The sequence below is a fragment of the Bacillus sp. AF23 genome, assembly GCF_020861455.1.
GTDB classification, from domain to species: domain Bacteria; phylum Bacillota; class Bacilli; order Bacillales; family Bacillaceae; genus Bacillus; species Bacillus halotolerans.
The window spans coordinates 51,045-74,425 of sequence record NZ_JAJHVY010000011.1 but is presented as its reverse complement, the minus strand read 5'-3'; the positions used below and the strand labels follow the sequence as shown (position 1 = coordinate 74,425).

At 44.1% G+C, this 23,381-nt stretch carries 24 protein-coding genes and 1 pseudogene; 9 read left to right on the top strand and 16 right to left on the bottom strand.

What is annotated here, in order from left to right:
- Window positions 1-4: 4 nt before the first annotated feature.
- Window positions 5-964 carry an MBL fold metallo-hydrolase gene (locus LNN34_RS03330; protein ID WP_229042724.1) on the bottom strand — a complete coding sequence of 320 codons (960 nt, stop codon included), beginning with the start codon at window positions 962-964 and terminating at the stop codon, window positions 5-7.
- Window positions 965-1,368: 404 nt separating this feature from the next.
- Between LNN34_RS03330 and proC the strand changes: the two genes are divergently transcribed.
- The gene (proC, locus tag LNN34_RS03325) at window positions 1,369-2,205 is read left to right on the top strand and encodes a pyrroline-5-carboxylate reductase (protein ID WP_059352406.1); all 837 of its coding nucleotides are present in this window, start codon (window positions 1,369-1,371) and stop codon (window positions 2,203-2,205) included.
- A 47-nt stretch (window positions 2,206-2,252) separates the two neighbouring features.
- On the opposite strand, the gene LNN34_RS03320 is transcribed toward proC, so the two are convergent.
- On the bottom strand, window positions 2,253-3,884 hold the full coding sequence (locus LNN34_RS03320) for a M20/M25/M40 family metallo-hydrolase (RefSeq protein WP_059336693.1): 1,632 nt from the start codon (window positions 3,882-3,884) through the stop codon (window positions 2,253-2,255).
- Window positions 3,885-4,054: 170 nt separating this feature from the next.
- On the opposite strand from LNN34_RS03320, the gene namA reads away from it, so the two are divergent.
- Both namA and LNN34_RS03310 read left to right on the top strand, forming a co-directional pair.
- Window positions 4,055-5,071 (top strand): NADPH dehydrogenase NamA, encoded by a 1,017-nt coding sequence (namA, locus tag LNN34_RS03315; RefSeq protein WP_044154738.1) that lies wholly within the window; start codon window positions 4,055-4,057, stop codon window positions 5,069-5,071.
- Window positions 5,072-5,188: 117 nt separating this feature from the next.
- Window positions 5,189-5,959 carry an alpha/beta fold hydrolase gene (locus tag LNN34_RS03310; RefSeq protein WP_229042723.1) on the top strand — a complete coding sequence of 257 codons (771 nt, stop codon included), beginning with the start codon at window positions 5,189-5,191 and terminating at the stop codon, window positions 5,957-5,959.
- A 34-nt stretch (window positions 5,960-5,993) separates the two neighbouring features.
- On the opposite strand, the gene rpmG is transcribed toward LNN34_RS03310, so the two are convergent.
- Both rpmG and rnz read right to left on the bottom strand, forming a co-directional pair.
- Window positions 5,994-6,143 (bottom strand): 50S ribosomal protein L33, encoded by a 150-nt coding sequence (rpmG, locus tag LNN34_RS03305; RefSeq protein ID WP_003226511.1) that lies wholly within the window; start codon window positions 6,141-6,143, stop codon window positions 5,994-5,996.
- Window positions 6,144-6,222: 79 nt separating this feature from the next.
- Window positions 6,223-7,146 carry a ribonuclease Z gene (gene rnz, locus LNN34_RS03300; protein WP_044154736.1) on the bottom strand — a complete coding sequence of 308 codons (924 nt, stop codon included), beginning with the start codon at window positions 7,144-7,146 and terminating at the stop codon, window positions 6,223-6,225.
- Window positions 7,147-7,369: 223 nt separating this feature from the next.
- Between rnz and zwf the strand changes: the two genes are divergently transcribed.
- Complete coding sequence (gene zwf, locus LNN34_RS03295; protein WP_059293648.1) at window positions 7,370-8,839, top strand: glucose-6-phosphate dehydrogenase; 1,470 nt, start codon at window positions 7,370-7,372, stop codon at window positions 8,837-8,839.
- Between the two features lie 42 nt (window positions 8,840-8,881).
- Here zwf and LNN34_RS03290 read toward each other — a convergent pair whose 3' ends face one another.
- The 3 genes from LNN34_RS03290 to LNN34_RS03280 all read right to left on the bottom strand — a co-directional run bounded on the left by LNN34_RS03290 (window position 8,882) and on the right by LNN34_RS03280 (window position 12,378).
- Complete coding sequence (locus LNN34_RS03290) at window positions 8,882-9,550, bottom strand: DUF3885 domain-containing protein (protein ID WP_202647461.1); 669 nt, start codon at window positions 9,548-9,550, stop codon at window positions 8,882-8,884.
- A gap of 64 nt (window positions 9,551-9,614) precedes the next feature.
- Complete coding sequence (gndA, locus tag LNN34_RS03285; RefSeq protein ID WP_044154734.1) at window positions 9,615-11,024, bottom strand: NADP-dependent phosphogluconate dehydrogenase; 1,410 nt, start codon at window positions 11,022-11,024, stop codon at window positions 9,615-9,617.
- Window positions 11,025-11,133: 109 nt separating this feature from the next.
- Window positions 11,134-12,378, bottom strand: a complete 1,245-nt coding sequence (locus LNN34_RS03280) for a DNA polymerase IV (RefSeq protein ID WP_229042721.1) — start codon at window positions 12,376-12,378, stop codon at window positions 11,134-11,136.
- 72 nt (window positions 12,379-12,450) lie between these two features.
- Between LNN34_RS03280 and mifM the strand changes: the two genes are divergently transcribed.
- The 3 genes from mifM (at window position 12,451) to LNN34_RS03265 (ending at window position 14,451) form a co-directional block, all read left to right on the top strand.
- Window positions 12,451-12,738 carry a membrane protein insertion/folding monitor MifM gene (gene mifM / locus LNN34_RS03275; protein WP_081638334.1) on the top strand — a complete coding sequence of 96 codons (288 nt, stop codon included), beginning with the start codon at window positions 12,451-12,453 and terminating at the stop codon, window positions 12,736-12,738.
- Between the two features lie 29 nt (window positions 12,739-12,767).
- Window positions 12,768-13,595 carry a membrane protein insertase YidC gene (locus tag LNN34_RS03270; protein ID WP_229042717.1) on the top strand — a complete coding sequence of 276 codons (828 nt, stop codon included), beginning with the start codon at window positions 12,768-12,770 and terminating at the stop codon, window positions 13,593-13,595.
- 127 nt (window positions 13,596-13,722) lie between these two features.
- A complete protein-coding gene (locus LNN34_RS03265) occupies window positions 13,723-14,451 on the top strand; it encodes a YqjF family protein (protein WP_217827754.1) in 729 nt (242 codons plus the stop codon).
- A 48-nt stretch (window positions 14,452-14,499) separates the two neighbouring features.
- Here LNN34_RS03265 and LNN34_RS03260 read toward each other — a convergent pair whose 3' ends face one another.
- The 3 genes and pseudogenes from LNN34_RS03260 to mce all read right to left on the bottom strand — a co-directional run bounded on the left by LNN34_RS03260 (window position 14,500) and on the right by mce (window position 17,570).
- Complete coding sequence (locus tag LNN34_RS03260) at window positions 14,500-15,615, bottom strand: tripeptidase T (protein WP_106020070.1); 1,116 nt, start codon at window positions 15,613-15,615, stop codon at window positions 14,500-14,502.
- Window positions 15,616-15,632: 17 nt separating this feature from the next.
- Window positions 15,633-17,155, bottom strand: a pseudogene (locus LNN34_RS03255) (acyl-CoA carboxylase subunit beta).
- Window positions 17,148-17,570 carry a methylmalonyl-CoA epimerase gene (gene mce, locus LNN34_RS03250; RefSeq protein WP_059352400.1) on the bottom strand — a complete coding sequence of 141 codons (423 nt, stop codon included), beginning with the start codon at window positions 17,568-17,570 and terminating at the stop codon, window positions 17,148-17,150. Before mce ends, LNN34_RS03255 begins: the two are co-directional and overlap by 8 nt.
- Window positions 17,571-17,659: 89 nt before the next feature.
- On the opposite strand from mce, the gene prli42 reads away from it, so the two are divergent.
- Window positions 17,660-17,752: a stressosome-associated protein Prli42 gene (gene prli42 / locus LNN34_RS03245; protein ID WP_003226489.1), complete on the top strand. Its 93-nt coding sequence runs from the start codon at window positions 17,660-17,662 to the stop codon at window positions 17,750-17,752.
- A gap of 20 nt (window positions 17,753-17,772) precedes the next feature.
- Here prli42 and LNN34_RS03240 read toward each other — a convergent pair whose 3' ends face one another.
- From LNN34_RS03240 to brxB, 6 genes are all read right to left on the bottom strand, one after another.
- Window positions 17,773-18,303 (bottom strand): L,D-transpeptidase, encoded by a 531-nt coding sequence (locus tag LNN34_RS03240; protein WP_106293739.1) that lies wholly within the window; start codon window positions 18,301-18,303, stop codon window positions 17,773-17,775.
- 51 nt (window positions 18,304-18,354) lie between these two features.
- A complete protein-coding gene (locus LNN34_RS03235) occupies window positions 18,355-19,323 on the bottom strand; it encodes an aromatic acid exporter family protein (RefSeq protein ID WP_044156725.1) in 969 nt (322 codons plus the stop codon).
- A gap of 71 nt (window positions 19,324-19,394) precedes the next feature.
- Window positions 19,395-20,117, bottom strand: a complete 723-nt coding sequence (artR, locus tag LNN34_RS03230) for an arginine ABC transporter ATP-binding protein ArtR (RefSeq protein ID WP_024121976.1) — start codon at window positions 20,115-20,117, stop codon at window positions 19,395-19,397.
- Window positions 20,110-20,769, bottom strand: coding sequence for an arginine ABC transporter permease ArtQ (artQ, locus tag LNN34_RS03225; protein WP_014664528.1), 660 nt, complete (start codon window positions 20,767-20,769; stop codon window positions 20,110-20,112). Before artQ ends, artR begins: the two co-directional genes overlap by 8 nt.
- Window positions 20,770-20,849: 80 nt before the next feature.
- Window positions 20,850-21,617 carry an arginine ABC transporter substrate-binding protein ArtP gene (gene artP / locus LNN34_RS03220; RefSeq protein ID WP_069487206.1) on the bottom strand — a complete coding sequence of 256 codons (768 nt, stop codon included), beginning with the start codon at window positions 21,615-21,617 and terminating at the stop codon, window positions 20,850-20,852.
- Between the two features lie 269 nt (window positions 21,618-21,886).
- Window positions 21,887-22,324, bottom strand: coding sequence for a bacilliredoxin BrxB (gene brxB, locus LNN34_RS03215; RefSeq protein WP_024121978.1), 438 nt, complete (start codon window positions 22,322-22,324; stop codon window positions 21,887-21,889).
- A gap of 161 nt (window positions 22,325-22,485) precedes the next feature.
- Between brxB and LNN34_RS03210 the strand changes: the two genes are divergently transcribed.
- Complete coding sequence (locus LNN34_RS03210) at window positions 22,486-23,379, top strand: YegS/Rv2252/BmrU family lipid kinase (RefSeq protein ID WP_229042715.1); 894 nt, start codon at window positions 22,486-22,488, stop codon at window positions 23,377-23,379.
- Window positions 23,380-23,381: the final 2 nt, after the last annotated feature.

The following is a 23,381-nucleotide window of genomic DNA, read 5'->3' as shown; positions in this document are numbered from 1 at the left end:
CTGTTCACCTCTCTATTGCTCTAAAGTATGCGGTTTTTCCATCCCAATATGACGTGATGCCTGCTTCGGCTGCCAATATATCAAGATGCCCAACCGTTTCTGACATCGTTAAAAACAACTCTTTTTCATAAACGGCAGGAAAGAGCTGCTGACAGACCTGAAAAGCGGTAAGCGGTTTTTCCGCCAGCATATGACGCACATCCTCGGTTCGGCTGCTCTGCTTGTCAAACCGCTTCTTGATCAGTGCCCGTACATTGCCAATTGTCTCGCCATGACCGGGAAACACTGTGTTCGGGGCAAGTTCAGACAGCCTCCGCAACGACCGCTGATAATCCAGTAAAGGCTCCGATCTTTTTTCTCCCGTTTTTGGCGCTTCAAGAATCGGGTTAGACGAGCTGTTCGCCAGCAGCAAATCACCGCCAAGCATTCTTCCGGTCTTTTCATGAAAGAGAACAATATGCGACTCTGCATGTCCGGGCATTTCCAGAACAGTCCAGTCACCCATCCCGTCAATTTTCATCCCTTCCGTAACCGTTTGGGTCAAGGATCTTGTACAGGAAAATGCGTACGCCGACCGGATGAGCCTTTCTGCTTTCACATCATCAAATGGAACGCCTAACTCAGGCAGCAGCTTTTGAAAAAAATGTTTTTGCCACTCCATAAATGCCTTGTCTCTGCTGATATATGGTTCGTTAAACGGATGTCCAATCACTTTAATATCATCAGAAAAAACATCAAGCAACCCCGCATGATCCGCGTGATGGTGAGTCAGCACGACCTGCTCAATATCTGACATTTCTATATGTACAGCGGCAAGCTGCTCTTTTAGGGCTGCAGCCGCCTCTTTGGTTTTCGGCCCGGCATCGATCAGTGTCAGCGCGTCACCTTTCACTAAGTAAACGATGACATCACCGACGGCAAACGGTGTCGGGACGCGAATCGGAATGATATCTGCAGTTGTCATTCTTTTGCTCCTTGTCTTCATTCATTACTCATATTTTAGCTTTTTCTCGGTCTTGTGTCATTATTGTGCCGTATGAGAATGTCCCTTTTTGAAAAAGATATTGACATTAGCTTATCCCCCATTGCATAATGAACAACAACTAAAATGAGAACCATTGGAACGCTATGACGAGGAATAGTATACAGGCAATGGCCAGAGAGAGCGATATCCCCAGGCTGAAAGGTATCGCGGCCCGCTTGTTTGTAGAACCTGCCCTCAAGTCGCGGTTAGGAAAACCTAAACGTTTCCCGCGTTACGGGATTTGAGCTGAGCACAAGTTGTGCTAATAAGGGTGGTACCGCGAACCTTTTCGTCCTTTATGTGATGAAAAGGTTTTTTGTTGTTCTGATAGAAGGAGGATATCCATGAAAAAGATAGGATTTGTCGGCGCCGGGTCCATGGCTGAAGCAATGATCAACGGCTTTTTGCAAAGCGGCATTACAAAACCTGAAAATATTTATATCACAAACAGGTCAAACGAAGAGAGACTGAATGAATTAAAGGAAATGTACGGCGTGCGTCCATGCAGGGATAAGAGCGAGTTTTTCACACAAACTGATATCGTCGTTCTCGCTTTTAAGCCTAAGGATGCGGCAGAGAGCATTGACAGCATTCGTTCTTACATGAAGGATCAGCTTGTCATTTCTGTGCTTGCAGGCCTTACCATCGAAACCATTCAGCATTATTTCGGCAGAAAGCTTGCTGTCATACGGGTGATGCCGAATACTTCAGCTGCCATCAGAAAATCAGCAACCGGATTTTCCGTAAGCGCTGAAGCAAGCCAAGACGATATCACGGCGGCTACAGCATTGCTAGAAACAATCGGTGACGCCACATTGGTTGAGGAGCAGCACCTTGATGCCGTTACCGCGATAGCAGGCAGCGGTCCCGCTTACCTGTATCGCTATATCGAAGCGATGGAAAAAGCGGCGCAAAAGGTCGGTTTAGATGAGGAAACGGCTAAAAAACTGATCCTGCAGACAATGGCAGGCGCTACAGACATGCTTCGTCAAAGCGGAAAACAGCCCGCACAGCTGCGCAGGGAGATTACGAGCCCAGGGGGAACAACAGAGGCAGGCCTTCGCGCTTTAACGGAAGCCAGCTTTGAAGAAGCGATCATTCATTGTATTGAAGAAACAGCCAAACGCAGCGCTGAAATCAAAGAGCAATTTGCCGGAGCCGCCTTAGAGAAGCATTTATAGAAAAAAACACAAGACAGAAGGCAAAGCGCTTTCTGTCTTTTTTTATCTTAAGGCTGGCTGGCAGCTTCTGATTGTTTTAATAATGCAGAGATTGTAAAGGAAAGCAAGTCGGGAAGCACCTCAAAGGAATAAGGCACATACAGTCTTTCTGTCCATTTGTGCGGGTCTTTTCCAGCCGGGCCGACATTTAATACCGGGACATACAGCGCCTTGTCTTTACTGCTGGGAAGTGAATATCCTCTGTTAAAGAGCGGCATATTGCTTGTGTATGCACCAACCTCCTGTTTTTCCAGCTGAAGATAGCTCAAATCCGAGAGTCCTGGGAAATACTGCACCTCCCGTAAAGCAATGCCGTACCTGTCAGCTGCATATTGAATGAGCTTGCCAGCAGTATTCTTGATTATCTGATCGTTCTTTGATGACACTGCCGGGTAAAATGGAGGGCTGTAAAAGAGAACGATGAGCGGCGCATCTTCCTTACACAGCGCTGCGAGCTCAGATACAATTCTAGTCGAAAAATCCCTGTCTCCAAGATCTCCCCTGTTTGCATAAGTGAAATTCAGCACCCGTTCTGTTTCCGAGCTTCCGACACGCCGTTTCGCACGTGCAAGCAGCTCATCAAATGTAAAAACAGAGACAGTTCGTTCAATTGGATGAAATGGCTCAAACTTCTGGAAATCACGTGTTTTCTGCTGAATATGGTTTGAAATCTTCTCTGCCGCCTGCTCTGCGGTTTTCCGCAGCATGTCATGCAGCTCACTCGCGGAGCGCTTCATTGTCAGTACATTAAATAACGTAACGGCCGTATGCGGTGTTTGGACGGAATATGCCTCCTTCAAGTCCTTTTGCATTAAGTTTACCGGCGGCGGGGTGACTTCCCCGTCAGCCATTTCGCAGTAATTTACGTTCAGTTCCAGCAGACGGTTGATCTCAGAAACCATTAAATTTGCATTTAAACCGGAAAACGGCTCTCCGACATGCGTCTCTATCCCTTTGCAGAAAAACCCTGCGAGAACCTTGCCGATGCTTCCTGAATACACATATTGCTGCTGGTCGCCCGGAAACTTTTCAAACATCGGTTCGCTATTCAAACAAGCAGTGTATGTAAGATGATATTTTTTCTCCATTTCTTTCAACGCAGGAACGGCTTCGATCATTCCCCTTGAATTCACTTCCTCGTCAGGAACCGAAATCAAAAGCACATTCCCATCAAAATGACCATTCATTGCCCGCTCAAGCATCGACAGCTGAACAGCCAGCCCCGCTTTCATATCCATCGTGCCTCTCCCGAACAGCCAGTCGCCGCTTTCCGCGTCTGTTCTCACATGTTCAGGAAGCAACTCTTTTTTCTCTAAAAAGGAGTTCAAAAGCTCAGCCGGCTTACAAGCCATATGTTTGAATTCTCCGTAGTCCTCTATGTCCACGACGTCAAAATGGCTCAGCAAGAGCACCGTCTGTTTGACATCTTTCTTTTTGACAAGCGCTGTCAAAAACGTTCTGCCGTCTTCCATCGGATGGAGTGTTACATGATCAGGGTTATTTTGAAAATAAGGCTTGTCCTTTAAAAGATAATAAAGATATTCTGCAAGTGCGGCCTCCCCTTTCGAACCGGTGATACTTTCATACTGGACAAGAGAAGTTAAAAGGGTAAGCAAATCATCCTTAGTCTGCCAATTCATCATTTCCGCCCTCCTATGTATAAATACGCTTCGATCCTAAAAAATAAAATGATTCCCTGTCTATTATACAGAAATATTTGACAAATTCGGATCGTTTGAGCAGTTTATATGACGTGAAAGAAATGACTTGTTATAATCAATCTCTAAAAACCTTACGGGAGGCGAAAGAAATGGCCAGAAAATTATTCACACCTATTACGATTAAAGATGTAACGTTAAAAAACCGCATTGTGATGTCACCAATGTGCATGTACTCTTCTCACGAAAAGGACGGAAAATTACAGCCGTTCCACATGGCTCACTACATAACGCGCGCAGTCGGCCAGGTCGGATTGATTATTGTGGAAGCATCAGCGGTTAATCCTCAAGGACGAATCACAGACCAAGATTTAGGGATATGGGGCGACGAGCATATCGAAGGTTTCGCAAAGCTGACTGAGCAGGTAAAAGCGCAAGGCTCAAAAATCGGAATTCAGCTTGCCCACGCAGGACGTAAAGCAGAGCTTGAAGGAGATATTTTCGCTCCGTCTGCGATTGCGTTTGACGAGCAATCGAGCACGCCGGTTGAAATGACAACTGAAAAAGTGAAAGAAACCGTACAGGAGTTCAAACAAGCGGCTGCCCGTGCAAAAGAAGCAGGTTTTGATGTGATTGAGATTCATGCAGCACACGGTTACTTAATTCATGAATTTTTATCTCCGCTTTCTAACCATCGCACAGATGAATACGGCGGCTCACCAGAAAACCGCTACCGTTTCTTAAGAGAGATCATTGATGAAGTCAAACAAGTGTGGGACGGTCCTTTATTTGTCCGTGTATCGGCTTCTGACTATACAGACAAAGGCTTAGACATCGCTGATCATATCGGTTTTGCAAAATGGATGAAGGAGCAGGGCGTTGACTTAATTGACTGCAGCTCAGGTGCCCTTGTTCAGGCAGACATTAACGTATTCCCTGGCTATCAGGTCAGCTTCGCCGAGAAAATCCGCGAACAGGCTGACATGGCGACTGGAGCTGTTGGAATGATTACAAATGGTTCAATGGCTGAAGAAATTCTTCAAAATAACCGTGCAGACCTCATCTTTATCGGCAGAGAGCTATTACGCGACCCTTACTTTGCAAGAACTGCCGCAAAACAGCTGAATACAGACATTCAAGCCCCTGTTCAATACGAAAGAGGCTGGTAATCTTGATCCGAGATATCCGCGGCTCCGCCGCCGGATATCTCTTTTTTTATTTTTGGAGAAACGATCAGCTGACGTTCTCCGTCTCCCTAGTAGAACCAATTAGAGGAGATGACTCCAATGAATGCAGCATGGATCGAAAGGACCTATACGGTTGACGGTTGTGAATTTCATACAAAGCACCGAAAAGGATTTAGCGGTGTAACCATTGTCTTTGAAGCCGGCTACGGCACTTCTTCAGAGACATGGAAACCACTAACAGCGGACATTGATGACGAATTTGGCATATTCACATATGATAGAGCGGGCATTGGGAAAAGCGGACAAAGCAAGGCAGAACGAACAGCCGACCAAAAGGTGAGAGAATTAGAAAGCTTGCTTAAGGCAGCAGGTATAAGACCCCCTTATCTGGCTGTTTCACATTCATACGGATCGGTTATCAGCAGTTTATGGGCCTGTAAAAACCGACAGGATATTATCGGCATGGTGCTCCTTGATCCCGCTTTAGGAGATTACGGCACAGGCGGCTTTACAATTATTCCTGAAGAAATGCATACAGCATACAGAAAGCAGATGATGCTCGAGGAGACACATGCAGACTTTTCGAAAAGTCTGCGGCAGTTCAAACAGCAGCAAGTCCATTTAGGGAACATGCCGCTTATTGTCCTGTCATCAGGTGAACGCACTGAGAAATTCGCCTCCCGTGAAGAGGACTGGAGAAACCTGCATAGCAGCATTTTGTCTCTATCCGATCAAAGCGGCTGGATACAAGCTAAAAACAGCTCACATAACATTCATCATGATGAACCTCATATCGTCCATCTGGCGATTTATGATGTTTGGTGTGCGGCCTGCCAGCAGGCCGCCCCGATATACCAGGCAGTCAATTAAACAAAAACCCCGGCTAAAGCAGCCGGGGTTTTTACTATTTTGTTTCGCGATGAAGGGTATATTTCTTTAACCGCGGCGAGTATTTTTTCAGCTCTAAACGATCAGGATTTGTGCGTTTATTTTTGGTTGTGATGTAGTTTCTGTCTCCTGTTTCAGTGCAAGCCAAAGTAACATTTACTCTCATGTTAACATCTCCTTATAAAGCGTAATGATTACGTTTTATTATACAGCTTAACAACAGATTGTCAAACACCATCTTTTTCTCAGCCTCTCCTAACTTGCACCTCTAAGAAATCATACGCCGTGATGCTGTTCGGAAAAACGGCTGCCGCTTCTTTTTGGAGCTCTAAAGAAGCCTCTCCCTGATATCTCGCGCTGATATGAGTTAAAATGAGCTGCTTCGCTCCAGCTTCTTTGGCAGTTAGAGCTGCTTGTTCTGTTGTACTGTGAAAATAATCAAAAGCAAGCTTCACATCATCCTTAGCAAAGGTGGCTTCATGCACAAGCACATCACAGTCCCGCGCAAGCTCTTTTATCTTATCGCTCACTCTCGTATCCCCGGAAAACACGACAGCTCTCCCCTTTTTAGGAGGCTCCAGAAAATCCTTCCCGTTTATGATGCGTCCGTCTTCAAGTGTCACAGTCTCACCTTTTTTCATTTTCGAATATACAGGTCCCGGCGGAATATTCATTTCCTTTAATAACGCCGCCTTTAAAGAACCAGGCACATCTTTTTCCTGTACGCGGTACCCGAAGGCCTCTACACCATGAATCGCGGATACAGCTGTGACGATAAACTGATCGTCCTCAAATACGGCTCCCTCTTCAATCTCTTGTATCACAAGCGGATATGTTAGGTGAGTTTTCGTGACAGCAAGACTTGTTTCAATAAACGCCTTGATGCCTTTCGGTCCGTAAACCGTCAGCTCGTCCTCACCGCCCTGAAAAGAACGGCTGCCAAGAAGCCCTGGAAGACCGTATACATGATCGCCGTGCATGTGAGTAATGAAGATTTTTTCTATTTTTCGAGGTTTAATCGATGTATGTAAAATTTGATGCTGTGTGGCTTCCCCGCAGTCAAACAGCCATACAGATCGTCTTTCTTCAAGCAGTTTTAATGCGATCGACGTCACGTTTCTCGACTTAGCGGGAATTCCGGCTCCCGTCCCTAAAAAAAGTAATTCCACATTTCCTTCCTCCTACTAGAACTAGTTACCTACAAGAATACAGGATCATGCGTAAAATGTGAATCTTGCCTCTGATTCGGGCAATCCTTTCGTTCTAGAAATATTTTTGCGCCATTCTGCAAAAAAAGGTCTTAAATGTTTGCTTTCGTTGAATTTTAGATTTAAAATGAAGGAAATATGCGGGGTACTAAAATAAAGCTTCGAATAAAGTGAGGTACTTTTAGTGAAAACAAACCAACAACCAAAAGCAGTAATTGTCATATTCGGTGCAACGGGAGATTTAGCAAAACGAAAACTCTATCCGTCCATTCACCGTTTATATAAAAACGGACAAATCGGCGAAGAGTTTGCAGTTGTAGGAGTCGGAAGAAGACCTTGGTCCAATGAGGATCTTCGCCAAACCGTCAAAACATCTATTTCCTCAGCTGCTGATAAACATATAGATGATTTCACGTCTCACTTCTATTACCACCCGTTTGACGTGACAAACCCTGGTTCTTATCAAGAGCTTAACGTGCTGCTCAACCAGCTGGAAGATACATATCAAATCCCGAACAACAGAATGTTCTACTTGGCAATGGCCCCAGAATTCTTTGGGACAATTGCAAAGACATTAAAATCAGAAGGTGTTACAGCAACTACAGGCTGGTCCCGCCTTGTGATTGAAAAGCCGTTCGGCCATGACTTGCCAAGCGCGCAAGCATTAAATCAAGAAATTCGCGAAGCATTTACAGAAGATCAAATTTACAGAATCGATCACTATTTAGGAAAACAAATGGTGCAGAATATTGAGGTCATTCGATTTGCCAATGCGATTTTCGAACCGCTATGGACAAACCGCTACATCTCAAATATCCAAATCACATCAAGCGAATCACTTGGTGTTGAAGACCGTGCTAGATATTACGAAAAATCAGGCGCCCTTCGCGACATGGTCCAAAACCATATTATGCAAATGGTTGCGCTTCTCGCAATGGAGCCGCCGATTAAACTGAACACAGAAGAAATCCGCAGCGAAAAAGTGAAGGTGCTGAGAGCCCTCCGCCCTATTGCAAAAGACGAAGTGGATGAGTATTTTGTGCGCGGACAATATCAAGCCGGTGAAATTGACGGTCTGCCAGTCCCTGCTTATACAGATGAAGATAATGTCGCTCCTGACTCAAATACAGAAACCTTTGTTTCTGGAAAGCTTCTGATCGACAACTTCAGATGGGCTGGTGTTCCATTCTACATCCGTACCGGAAAACGAATGAAAGAAAAGTCTACAAAAATTGTCGTTCAATTTAAGGACATTCCGATGAACCTTTATTACGGCAATGAAAACAACATGAATCCGAACTTACTCGTCATTCATATTCAGCCTGACGAAGGCATTACACTTTACTTAAACGCTAAAAAACTCGGAGGAGCAGCACACGCGCAGCCAATCAAACTGGATTACTGCAGCAATTGCAATGACGAGCTGAACACTCCTGAAGCATATGAAAAATTGATTCACGACTGTCTTCTCGGCGATGCGACGAACTTCGCACACTGGGATGAAGTTGCCCTTTCTTGGAGCTTTGTCGATTCCATTTCTGAAACATGGGCAGCCAACAAAACACTATCGCCAAACTACGAATCAGGTTCTATGGGTCCAAAAGAATCAGATGATCTTTTGGCGAAAGACGGCTTGCATTGGTGGAATATATAAAGAAAAAGGCTGAGTGCTTGTAAAGCATTTTCAGCCTTTTATTTATGTATCAAGCTTTCTGCCTCTAAGCGGCTCAAAAAGTCGATTGATTCTCTCTCTGTCGTAATCTAATATCCAACTGTTATATGTTTCATACATATCCCATATTGTTTCAGCTGCAGCAGCTAAAATATCGCAGCCTCGATCATCATAAAGATAAAAAATGGTTCTCTTCTTTATATTGATAAAGTAAATTTTTCGAGAAATGCTTGGTTTTATCCCCATATCTTGATTACATATTGCTCTCAGCATTGGGATATATCTTATATCACCAGCTTTGCATCTAAGAAAAAATCTATGCGTTTTATCATCATAATCATCAGAACAAGTATAAGGAACAGCAATGTGCTGCAGTTTTTTCAACACAGCTTTTTCTCGAATGTACCGTGAGAAAATATGCAATTTGCTCTTATATCCCCTTCTCCCTTCAATACCAACAGCATCAGCTATAACAAATATATCATCATCTTCGGCATGTAGAGATTTAAATAAAGTGACAGCTCTCTTATATGCGTTATCTAAATAAAGGCTGTGTAGATAGGCATCGTTCACATTATACCCTACACCTATTTCAAACCGGATTCCGATCGGCCAGTTATAAAACAAAGGAGGTGTAAGTCGTAAACCAGGAAAATTTTCAAGTAAATACTCATTTACAGGCAAAACATACATCCTTTCGTCGGCACTCTATTTCAAAAAAATCCCGCAGCTGTCAGGCTGCGGGATTTCCACATCATTATTTCATCCATTCAGTATGGAAGACACCGTCTTTGTCTGTGCGCTCATAAGTATGGGCGCCGAAGTAGTCACGCTGCGCTTGGATTAAGTTTGCAGGCAGCACGGCTGTGCGATAGCTGTCATAATAAGCTAGTGCGCTTGAGAATGAAGGTACCGGCACGCCTTGGGCAACTGCAAGTGAAATCACTTGGCGAAGCGCTCCTTGGTAGCTTTCTGCAATGTTCTTGAAGTGGCTGTCAAGCAGCAGGTTATCAAGCTCAGGATCGCGGTCGTAAGCTTCTTTGATTTTCTGCAGGAATGCCGCACGGATGATGCAGCCGCCGCGGAAGATCATAGCGATTTCACCGTAATTGAGATCCCAGTTGTATTCTTCAGAAGCTGCTTTCATTTGGGCAAATCCTTGGGCGTAAGAACAGATTTTACTCATGAACAGCGCTTTTCTGACTGCTTCGATCAGCTCTTCTTTATTTTCTGTAACAGGCTTCACTTCAGGCCCTGAAAGAAGGCCGCTTGCTTTCACACGCTCATCCTTCATCGCTGAAATAAAACGTGCGAATACAGATTCAGTGATAATCGGAAGCGGAACACCTAAGTCAAGTGCACTTTGGCTTGTCCATTTTCCTGTTCCTTTTTGACCCGCTTTATCAAGAATTACATCAACAAGCGGTTTACCTGTTTCTTCATCTTTTTTCGTGAAGATATCAGCAGTAATCTCGATCAGATAGCTGTCTAGCTCGCCTTTATTCCATTCAGCAAATACTTCATGAAGCTCATCAGCTGAAAGACCGAGTACCTGCTTCAGGATGAAATAAGATTCAGAGATCAGCTGCATATCCCCGTATTCAATGCCGTTGTGAACCATTTTTACATAATGGCCGGCACCGTCCGGACCGATATATGTCGTACACGCTTCACCGTCAACTTTTGCAGAAATTGCTTCAAGAATTGGCTTCACAAGTTCATGAGCTTCTTTTTGTCCGCCAGGCATGATAGAAGGCCCTTTAAGCGCTCCTTCTTCTCCGCCTGAAACGCCTGTGCCGATAAAATGAATGCCGCTTTCAGCAAGCTCTTTGTTTCGGCGCTGTGTATCTTTATAATATGTATTTCCGCCGTCAATTAAAATATCGTCCTTCTCTAAGTGAGGAAGAAGAGATTGAATTGTCGCATCTGTAGCAGTTCCCGCTTTAACCATTAACAAAATTTTGCGCGGTGTTTCCAAGGATTGAACAAATTCTTCAATGCTGTAGGTGCCAACAACGTTTTTGCCTTTAGCCTCTTGCAAAAATTCCTCGGTTTTGCTGCTTGATCTGTTGTAAACAGAAACAGAAAATCCTCGGCTTTCAATATTTAAAGCCAGATTTTTACCCATTACCGCAAGTCCGATAACTCCGATTTGTTGTTTTGACATATTCTAACGTCCCTTCTGCAAACGTTTAACCATTTTAAAATTTACATTAAAATAAAATGATATTTATACTATTGAAATTACCATACTTCACCCCCTTATTTCAAGACATTCAGCTTTTCTTTTCCTCTTGAAAAAAATCTTTATTAAAGCTTGTCCCGCTTGTTTTGCTCTCGTCTTTTTTAACCCTTGCACCTTTTCTGATCAGCTTGGAGCCGTACTTTTCATTCAGTTTTTCCATCATCTGCTGAATCGGTTCATCCTTCGCATCCTCTGTATAGCTGAACAAATCGAGCTGCTTATAGGCCTGCTCTTTTTCTACCAAATCCGTTCCGGTAATGCCGAGCAGCCTGATGGGGTTTTTGTTCCAATGCTTAAAGAAGAGATGTTCTGCTTCATTATATATCTCGTTTTTTTGATCTATCGGATTCTTCAGTGTGATGCTTCTCGTTATGGTTTTCCAGTCCGCATATCTGATCATAATAAACAGCTTTGAAGCCATTACCTCTTTACGCTGCAAACGGTCGCTAACTGATGCGGACAGTTTGCGAAAAACAGCTAACAGCTCATCTTCATCGGCAGAATCATGAGAAAGTGTGGATGAATTGCCTACGCTTTTAAATTCATAAATACGTTCCGGATCAACAGGGGCATGGTGAATGCCGTTCGCTTTATTTTTTAGACGGGGCCCGTTGATGCCAAGCAGCCGTTTCAGCGCGTGTTCGTCAGCGGCCGCTAAATCTCCAATCGTATCAATACTGAGCCCGTTCAGTTTTTCCGCCGTCTTTTTGCCTACGCCATGCATTTCTCCAACTGGGAGAGGCCAAAGGATATCAGACACTTCTCTTTTTCTCAGGATGGTGATCCCAAGCGGTTTTTTCATATCGGATGCCATTTTGGCGAGAAATTTATTAGGGGCAATTCCGATGCTTGACGGAAGCAGCAGCTCTTTCTGCAGTCTGCTTTGTATTTCTTTTGCCGTCTCATAGGCATTGCGGCTGTATGGTGTATCCGTCATATCCATATAGCCTTCGTCGATGGATACAGGCTCCACCAGATCTGTATATTCACGAAGGATGCTAAACATCGCTCTTGAAGAGCTTCTGTAGCGGTCAAAGTTCGGCGGAAGGACGATGAGCTCAGGACAGTTGCGCTTTGCTTCCCAAACCGGCATGGTTGTTTTCACACCGTGCGCCCTTGCTTCGTAGCTGCATGTGACGACGATGCCTTTGCGTTCTTTGACGTTTCCGGCAACTGCAACTGGCTTTCCTCTGAGAGACGGGTCATATGCCATTTCCACCGATGCATAGAAACTGTTCATATCAATATGGAAAATAATTCGGCCCTTCCCCGGCATAAACATATCTCCTTTCCGTTCATTAGACAACGGCTTGTACATATAGTAAAATGAAGGTATTGAATGGATGTGATTACAATGTTTGTGGAATCGATAAATGACGTTTTATTCTTAGTCGATTTTTTCACAATTATTCTTCCGGCTCTGACCGCCATCGGGATTGCTTTTCTCTTGCGAGAGTGCCGTGCCGGCGAGCAGTGGAAATCAAAACGAACAGATGAGCATCAGACGGTCTTTCGAATAAACCGAACAGACTTTCTTATTATTATATATCATCGCATTACAACTTGGATACGTAAAGTCTTCCGCATGAATTCACCTGTGAATGATGATGAAGACGTCAGTTCCCTTCTTTTATAAACCGCATTTATAAAAAGGAGGAGAACAAATTGTTAAAAACATATCAGAAACTTTTGGCTTTAGGGGCCTTTTTGATCGTATTATGCTCGGGCAACGCAGCTTTTGCTGCAACAAATCAGGTGGGAGGCCTCAGTAACGTCGGTTTTTTCCACGACTATTTAATTGAGCCGTTTTCTGCTCTGCTTAAGGGTGTTGCCGGGTTCTTTCATGGAGAATACGGACTCTCTATTATTCTCGTTACGATTATTGTGCGTGTGGTTGTACTGCCTTTGTTTGTCAATCAGTTCAAAAAACAGCGCATGTTCCAAGAGAAAATGGCCGTTATTAAACCTCAGGTTGACAGTATTCAGGCTAAGTTGAAAAAGACGAAGGACCCGGAAAAGCAAAAAGAACTGCAAATGGACATGATGAAGCTGTATCAGGAGCATAATATCAACCCGCTTGCGATGGGCTGTCTTCCAATGCTGATTCAGTCTCCGATTATGATTGGGCTTTATTACGCGATTCGCTCAACACCTGAAATTGCGTCACACTCGTTTCTATGGTTCAGTTTAGGGCAATCTGATATTCTCATGTCCCTTAGTGCAGGGATTATGTATTTTGTCCAAGCCTATATCGCTCAAAAACTGAGCGCGAAATATTCCGCTGTTCCGCAAAATCCGGCAGCGCAGCAATCTGCAAAGCTAATGGTGGTTATCTTCCCTTTGATGATGACGATTTTCTCGCTTAATGTTCCTGCGGCCCTTCCGCTGTACTGGTTCACCAGCGGCCTGTTCTTGACAGTGCAAAACGTCGTACTTCAGATGACACACCATAAACATAAAAAAACAGCCGCTCTTACAGAGCCGGTGAAATAAAAAAACAACTCCGACTTTTGTTCGGAGTTGTTTTTTTATTTCCATCACGTTTTAGAACCTGCATTCGTTTAAAAAGAAGAAAATCGGGAATACCTTTACTCACATCCAAACGAAAGGAGCTGGTGTCATGACGGAACGGTCTCAACAAAAAAATATTTCTGTGCCTGAGGGAATTTGGATCATGAAACAAACATGGAATGATGTCTTATTTGCTCATTGGCCGGTTAATTACTCTACCCTTCGAGCTAAGATTCCGCCGATATTGGACATAGATACATATAACGGACAAGCTTGGGTCAGCGTGCTTCCCTTTATGCTCACAAACCTTCGCGCGCGTTTTCTCCCTCCTATTCCCGGAGCCCAGTCCTTTCCAGAGCTTAACCTGCGCACTTATGTCACCTATAAAGGCAAGCCGGGCATTTATTTCTTCAGCTTAGATGCTGATCATCGGCTGGCAGTTCAAGGTGCACGGACTTTCTTTCATTTGCCTTATTTTTACGCCGATATGAAAGCTGAAAAAAATGGGGATAATATGGAATATAGAAGCAAACGGAGAGATGCCGGAAAAGCAGAATTCGGCGCCACGTACCGGCCACTCTCTGCGCCTTTTACAGCGCAAGAGGATTCGCTAGATTACTGGCTGACGGAGCGCTACAGACTCTACACCGCCCATCGTGACAAGCTCTATTATGAGGACATTCACCATCACCCTTGGCTTCTTCAAAGAGCCGAGGCCCAGTTTTCAATCAATACAGTGGCTGATGCTCACGAAATCACTTTACCAGACTCAGAACCGCTGCTTCATTATGCCAAAAAACAAGACGTGTTATTTTGGCCGCTTCGACAATGGCGCTGACTGTCAGAAAAAAACCCGAATGCCAGATCCGCACTCGGGTTTTCTTCATTATTTTGCTGCTTCTTCAATAATGGCAACAACCATTTCTGCTGTTTTCACCAGCTCTTCAATCGGCATTTTTTCGTTCTTCGTATGAATCTGCTCATACCCGACAGCAAGATTGACCGTTGGGATGCCATGGCCTGCGATTACGTTTGCGTCGCTTCCGCCGCCGCTCGTTTGCAGCTCGCTTGTGCGTCCGATTTTCGCAGCCGCTTTTTTCGCGATTTCAACGACCTGGTCGCCATCTTGATATTTAAACCCTGGATACATGACTTCGATTTCAACTTCTGCACGTCCGCCCATATCAGCTGCCGCCTCTTCAAAAGCAGCTTTCATTTTTTGAACCTGCGCTTCCATTTTTTCAGGAACTAAAGAACGGGCTTCAGCAAGAATATGAACTTCGTCGCACACAATGTTCGTTTGTGTGCCGCCTTCAAACCGGCCGATGTTTGCTGTTGTTTCTTCATCGATGCGGCCCAATGGCATTTTTGAAATCGCCTTGCTTGCGATTGTAATCGCTGATATACCTTTTTCTGGTTCAACTCCGGCGTGTGCAGTTTTACCGTAAATCGCCGCTCTTACCTTCGCCTGAGTCGGTGCCGCAACAATGATATTACCGACTTTTCCGTCTGAGTCAAGAGCATAACCGTAGGATGCTGTCATCATGGAACGGTCAAGCGCCTTTGCCCCGATAAGACCTGATTCTTCACCTACAGTGATGATGAATTCAATCGTGCCATGCTCAATATTTTCTTCTTTGAGCACTTTAATTGCTTCAAACATGGCAGCCAATCCGGCTTTGTCATCGGCGCCTAAAATCGTTGTGCCGTCTGTTTTGACATATCCGTCCTCAACAACCGGTTTTACGCCGTTTCCGGGTACGACTGTGTCCATATGAGATGTAAAATAAATTGTATCTGTCTTTTTCGTTCCTTTTAATGTGCAGATTAGGTTGCCGGCTCCGTGGCCAGTGATACCCATTGTATCGTCTTCTTTTACGTCTACACCTAAATCAGAAAATTTTTGTTTCAGCACTTTGCAGATTTCAGCTTCGTGCTTCGTTTCTGAATCGATTTGAACAAGCTCTAAAAATTCTTCCAGCAGGCGTTTTTCATTCACCATTTGTAAGTCCCTCCATGTTAAAGCGGTATGTTACCGTGCTTTTTTTTCGGTCTCTCTTCTGTCTTATGTGCAAGCATGTGAAAAGCTTGGATGAGTCTATTCCTTGATTCTTCCGGCAAAATGATGTCATCGACCATTCCGCATGCCGCCGCTTTGTAAGGGCTGGCGTTTTGTTTTTTGTATTCAGCTGTTTTTTCGCGTTTTGTTTTTTGCGGGTCAGCTGACGCTTCAATATCCTTATGATACAAAATAGATGCCGCACCTTCAGCACCCATCACTGCGATTTCAGCATTTGGCCAAGCAAACACGAGATCCGCTCCGATGGATTTGCTGTTCATGGCGACATACGACCCGCCATACGCTTTTCTGATAATGAGCGTTACTTTGGGGACCGTCGCTTCTGCATAAGCGAACAGCAATTTGGCTCCGTGTCTGATAATGCCGTTATGCTCCTGCTGAATGCCGGGCAAAAACCCCGGAACATCTTCGACAGTTAACAGCGGGATGTCAAGGCGTCACAAAACCGGATAAATCTCGCTGCTTTATCAGCCGCGTCAATCGTCAGGCTTCCTGCTAAATGTTTCGGCTGGTTTGCCACAATTCCGATCGTGTTTTGGCCAAGCTTTGCAAATCCGATGACTATATTTTTCGCAAAATACGGCTGAATCTCAAAAAAAGACTGCGGATCAGCCAATTCCTGAATCACCGCCCGAACATCATACGGTTTTGTGCTGTCAGCCGGCACGAGGCGGTTTATTAACGAGCTGGAGGCCTCATCCCCAGATGAAGGTAGTGATATCTGTTTGTCGAGCGGCAAATAAGACAGCAGCTTCTTCACTCCTGCCAGAACCTCCTCTTCCGTTTTTCCGGAAAAGTGGGCATTTCCGCTGACGGCATTATGTATTCCCGCTCCTCCTAAGCTCTCCGCATCAACCTGTTCTCCTGTTACTTTTTCAATGACCTTCGGACCGGTAATAAACATTCGGCCCGTCTGTTCTGCCATAAAGATAAAATCAGTAAGTGCCGGAGAGTACACAGCGCCTCCAGCGCACGGCCCTAATATAACCGAGATTTGCGGAATGACTCCGGAATATAAGACGTTTCGGTAAAATATGTGACCGTATCCATCTAATGATACCACACCCTCTTGAATTCTCGCACCACCTGAGTCGTTCAGCCCGATAATCGGTGCTTTATTTTTTGCTGCAAGATCCATCAGAGAGGTGATTTTTTTCGCATGGGTTTCGCCAAGCGCCCCGCCGAATACGGTAAAATCCTGCGCAAACACATATACAGAGCGGCCGTCAATCGTCCCGTAGCCCGTCACGACTCCATCTCCCAATATACGCTGCTCCCTAGTTAAGCTTCGGCTCTCCATGAAGGGATATAATTCGATAAAACTATCCTCATCCAGGAGATAGGCGATCCTTTCCCGTGCTGTGAGCTTTCCCTTTTTCCGCTGTTCAGCCTGCTTTGCATGTCCCCCGCCTTCTTCCGCCTGCCTGCGCCTGTTGTATAGATGACCGATATGTTCATTTATGTTCAATGTCTTGATCTCCTTTCGGTTCACAGAGCTCTACAAGCACGCCATTTGTTTCCCGCGGAGAAATAAACGCGATCCGTTTCCCGTTTGCTCCCTGTCTCGGCTGCCTGTTTATTACATCAATTTGCCGGTTTGATAATGCTTGAAGCTGATCTGTTAAGCCGCTGCATAAAAACGCAACATGGTGCAGCCCCTCTCCTTTTTTATCTAAAAATGTACGGACAGGGCTGTCAGGCGTTAACGGCTCGATCAGCTCCAAATAAACACCTCCCGCTTGGAACAGAGCAATGATCACCTTTTGCTCTTCAACCGTTTCTTGATGAAGAAACGTTAATCCCAATACATCTTCATAAAAAGTTCTGGCTTTTTTTATGGAATAAACGGCAATCCCAATATGGTCAAGTCCGGTCATTTTCATCCCTGCTTTCCGGCAATAGATATCGCTTGTCCGCCCATACAAAACACGTTAAAATATAATCAGATTGTCTAAGGAGTGAAACCATGTCTCAAAAACTGATGAAAAGCGTTTTAATCGTGATTTTGGGAGTTTTTATTCTTTCAACAGTACTCTCAGGAATCGTTATGTTTTTATAATGATAAAAAAGCAGGCGGCCTTATTGAACGGGAACATCCTGCTTTTTTATCAGGGCTTTATGCTCAATGGCAATCTCCTCAAAAGACCGGGAGTCTTTCGTGATCAGCACTCTCGTCCCCACCGGAATCTCTTGAAACAGATGGACAACTTCATCGTTATGCATACGTATACAGCCGTTAGATACAAATTGACCGATAGATTCTTCCCGGTTTGTCCCGTGAATACCGTAGATCCGGCCGTCTGTCCCTCTCGCATCAAACCCAATCCATCTTGCCCCAAGCGGATTCTCAGAAGCTCCGCCTTCAATATTTTTCTTTCTGTAATAAGGATTCGCCGCTTTTACTGTAATCGAAAATTCTCCCTCGGGCGTCAAATCATCCGACTTTCCGGTTGCCACACGATAAACGCCTTCAATTTTGTTGTCGATGATGACAGCAAGCTCATTTGTTTTCTTGTTGACGATGACATACGGGTCACCCGGAAGCGGATTTTCGCCAAGAGGCCATATCGGAGAAATAATCATCAATATTGAACATAAGAAAAAACGCATAAGCTCCTCCTTTTCCATTAGGTTGACCAATGTAGGATGAGCTCATGCGAGTTAAGCGAGCGATTTTTCTTGTTTGATTCCTTTGAAATAACTTTTGATCACTAAATATTGCTCCATTTCCCCAAGAAGATGAAAGAGTGCGGCTCTCGCTTCAAATTCTTCTCTTGTCGCAGGAAGCGGCATCTCTTCGAATTCTTTTCTCATGTCAGCAAGTCTTTTCAAAAATTTGTAGGCTGTATTCCCCGGGTGAATTGCTTCCCGCAGATCGCGAAGAAATTCAGCAATCATTTTTCCCTGATCCACCGTAATGGAGATGGATGTCACTTTAGGAAGAAGGCGCTCGAAGATTTCAAATTGTTTTTCTCTCATTTTAAAATAATGATAGTGCTGATTTTCGTGGCGCAGTATGTGGTTTTGTACATCTCTGTACGCCAGGTTTTTGGCTTCAGTGATTAACTGGTGTGTTTCCGGAATTTCTTTTCCTGTCCAATCTTGCTCACCAGTTAATAAATACCGTTCGATTTCTGCGAAAATGACAGCAAAATTGTCCTCTATCTTTTTTCGATAGGCGATCAGCTTTCGGTCAAGGCTCGGCATATACAGATTCATTAAAAGAGCGACGCCGATTCCCACCGTAATTAACTGGACTTCATTCCAGATGAATTGGGGCGTAATGCCGCCGGACATATACAGATGAAGGATAATAACAGAGCTGGTGACGATGCCTTCGTTGATTTTTAATACAACTGTTGTTGGGATGAAAATCAGCAAAAGCAATCCAATGACAAACGGATGATAACCAATCAGTTCGAAAAAGAGATAGGAAAAGAGAATTGCCAGACAGCATGCTGCAAATCGGGCCCATGACGCTTGAAGCGACCGTTTTTGTGTGATTTGTATGCACAAAATGGTGATGATTCCTGCTGATGCGAAGTTTTGCAAATGCAATAGCTGGCTTATATAAATAGCCAGAGCTGTTCCAAGTGCTGTCTTTATTGTGCGGTAACCAATTTTAAACATGTCGGACTCCATTCTATTTGTTTCTTCAACAAAAAAGAAGAAGCACAAGCCTTCTCCTTTTTCCCTATATTCTATAATATTTTTTCTAAAAAGTCCTGCGCTCTTTTGGATTTTGGCGAAAGAAAAAATTCTTTCGGATTGCCGTCCTCGACAATCATTCCTTCATCCATAAATAACACGCGGTCGGCCACTTCTTTTGCAAAGCCCATTTCGTGTGTAACGATTACCATGGTCATACCGGTTTCGACCAGTTCTTTCATGACCTGGAGCACTTCTTTGACCATCTCAGGGTCAAGCGCGGATGTCGGCTCGTCGAACAGCATGATTTCAGGATTCATTGCCAAAGCACGAGCGATGGCGACACGCTGCTTTTGTCCGCCTGATAAACGGTTTGGATAGTCATTTCGCTTTTCAAACAATCCGACTTTGCGCAGCAGCTCTTCGGCTTTTCCCTGTGCAGTCTGCTTGGATTCTTTTTTGACATTTACAGGTGCGTACATGATATTTTCGAGAACCGTTTTGTGCGGAAAAAGATGAAAATGCTGAAATACCATTCCGATGTTTTCCCGTACCTTTAATGTATTGGTTTTCGGCTGCGTAATCTCTTTGTCTTTAATTGTGATGGTTCCGCCGTTAGGTTTCTCCAAGAGATTCAAACAGCGAAGAAATGTTGATTTGCCTGAGCCTGAAGGGCCGATGACGGCAACAACCTCACCTTCAGCGATGTTTGTTGAAATGTTTTTTAATACTTCATGTTTCCCAAATGATTTTGACAGCTTTTCAACCTTAATCATTGGATTTCAGCTTCCTTTCTACAGCCTTGCCGATAAACGTTAAAATAAGGACAAGCACATAATAAATCAATCCGGCGATAATCAGCGGCTCAAGGTAATTGTAAGTGGCGGCGCCAGCTTGATACGCGCGTCTCATAACATCGCCAAGACCAATAACTGTAACGATCGCTGATTCTTTTGTTAACGTAATTAATTCATTTACAATGGCAGGTGATATATTTTTGAAGGCCTGCGGCAAAAGCAGATCCTTCATCATTTTGCCGTACGGAACACCCAGTGCGACAGCAGCCTCTTTTTGCCCTTTATCAATTGCGTTGATTCCCGCTCTGATAATTTCCGATACATAAGCAGCGGAATTCAGTGACAATGCGACAACCGCCGCCCAAAACTGGTCAATTTGAAAGCCGAGCAGCTGCGGGAGCCCAAAATAAACAATCATAAGCTGCAGCACTAAAGGCGTGCCGCGAAATACTGATGTGTAAAAATCAGCAATCCAGATCAGCGGGCGGAATGTGCTGATCTTGCATAAGCTTAGCACAATCCCTAATATAAGTCCGATAATAGCAGATACAACAACAATTTTTAATGTGATTGCTAAGCCTTCTAATATAAAAGGAATTTGGGGGATCGTTGCTGAAAAATCCAAATTCATAGCCTTTGTCTCCTTTTCTTACAGGAAAAAAGATTTCCTATTCAATAAAAAGGCTCAACGAAAAAGTTGAGCCGCTTTTTTTACTTCTCGCCAGTGAACCATTTTTTCTTCAATTTTTCGAGCTCTCCGTTATCTTGCATTTCTTTGAGCGCTTTATTGAATTTGGCCGTCAGTTCACTGTCTTTTCTGAAAGCAATCGCAGAACCGGCTTCTTCCGCTTTCGCATCAGGAATCACGAAGCCCTGCAGGTCATCATTTGATTTGAAATACCCTTCTGCCACCATGTCTTCAATAATCGCGGCGTCAAAGCGGTCAGATTTGATTTCCTGCACCAAATCAGAAATTCTGTTGCGGTCTTCTGTTTTAAAATCATATTCCGGAGAAAGCTCTTTCCCCTTCTCTTCCTGAATGGAGCCAAGCTGAACGCCGACTGTTTTTCCTTTCAGATCTTTTAAAGACTTAATGCCGCTGTCTTTTTTGCTGACAATCATATGATTCGCTGTGTAATATACATCCGAAAAATCAACTTGTTTTTTACGATCAGGCGTCGGTGTCATTCCTGACAAAACCAAATCCACTTGTTTTGATTTCAGTGCTGTAATTAAGCTGTTAAAGTCCATATCCTGCACTTCAATTTCGTAGCCGGTTTTCTTCGCAAGGGCCTTTGCCAAATCTACATCAAAACCGACAATGTTATCGCCATCTTTATATTCAAACGGTTTGTAATCCGCCGAAGTTCCCATAACTAATTTTTTCTTGCCGCTTTCTGAACCTGAACTGCTTGAGCCGCAAGCAGATAATGCAAAGGTGATGCACGCAGCTATCAGTAATAAGAGCCATTTTTTCATGATCCATTTCCCCCATATTCATTACTTTTATCATATTTGAATATTTATTCGTTAATTTGTATTTTAAACACTTTCTTATTTTTATGCAATACTATTTTTAAAAATTATCTCGAAGCTTATTTTTCCAGCAATCTCTTTTCATATTACTATATAAAAGGACATCTTCTGTAGCGTAGCTATTGAATAAACTCTAATATTTATTCATTATCACTTGGAATTTTATGCACAAAAAACCCCCGTGCCGCTCGGGCATCCGGGGTTTTATTATCTTATACTTCTTCGCAATATTCTTCGAAGGCTTCCTGCAGTTTTGAGACAACTGCCATCGGCTCATGGCCTTCAATTTCATGACGCTCCACCATTTTCATGATTTTCCCGTCTTTTAGAATAGCAAATGACGGAGAGGATGGCGGATATCCTTCGAAATATTCGCGCGCTCTTGCCGTCGCTTCTTTATCCTGTCCCGCAAACACAGTCACGAGCTGGTCAGGTCTTTTGTCATAATGAACGGAATGGTATGCAGCCGGTCTTGCGATCCCGCCCGCGCATCCGCAGACAGAGTTGACCATGACAAGCGTCGTTCCTTTTTTCGTAAGTGCCTCGTCCACCTCTTCAGCTGTTTTCAGCTCGGTATATCCGGCAGCCGTAATTTCTTGTCTCGCTTGGCGGACAACATCATTCATAAATAAATTAAAGTCCATGTTCAATGAAGACCTCTCCTTTTTCATCATCTGTTCCTATGATAGCAAGGAAACCGCCTTATCGGCAAATGCCACCGCTTATATCGGAGGATTTTTTGCTTTCCGTTTACTGCTTACAAGAAAAGGGAATTATATGATCAGATGTATAAATAAAGGAGCAGTTTTGTATGAGCCACAGGAAAGCTTTACTTATTCATAACGGAAACGCCGGCAACAAAAATATAGAAAAAGCATTGGGAGCTGTTGTGCCGGTTTTATCACAATCGTTAGATGAGGTGATCATTAAACAGACAAAGAAAAAAGACGATGCCTATCATTTTTGCCGTTCAATAGATGATTCTATCGAGACTGTCTTTATTCTCGGCGGCGACGGTACAGTCCATCAATGCATCAACGGCATCAGTACTTTAGAAAGAAGGCCAGCTGTCGGTATTCTGCCCGGCGGAACGTGCAATGACTTTTCAAGAGTGCTGGGCATTCCTCAAAATCTTGCAAAGGCAGCCGAAGCACTTGTGGCAGGAAAAAAATCCAAGGTTGATGTGTGCCAGATGAACGATCGTTATTTTTTGAATTTCTGGGGGATCGGCCTGATCGCAGAAACATCGAATCAAATCAACGAAACGGAAAAAGCCCTATTAGGAAAAATCAGCTATTTTACAAGCGCGTTACGGACCGTCTCATCTGTTGAATCTTTTCCTATTTCATTGACAATCGATGGGCAAGAGATAAAAGATGAAGCCGTTATGCTGCTTGTCATGAACGGACAGTACATCGGAACGAATCGAATTCCCCTGCCGGATGCCAGTATATGTGACGGATTACTTGATATCCTCATTTGCCGCAGCACCAATCTCTCCGCTTTGCGTGAGCTGATGAATATGGAACAGGGTACAATAGAGCGATTCACCGGAGAGCTTTCCTATGTTCAGGCCTCTCGCGTCGAAATTGAAACGGATACTGTTAAAAAGGCTGATACAGATGGAGAAGTGTATACACATACACCCACTGTGATTCAAGTCCTTCCGCAGCACATTGACATGCTTATTCCCCGCAATGAATAACT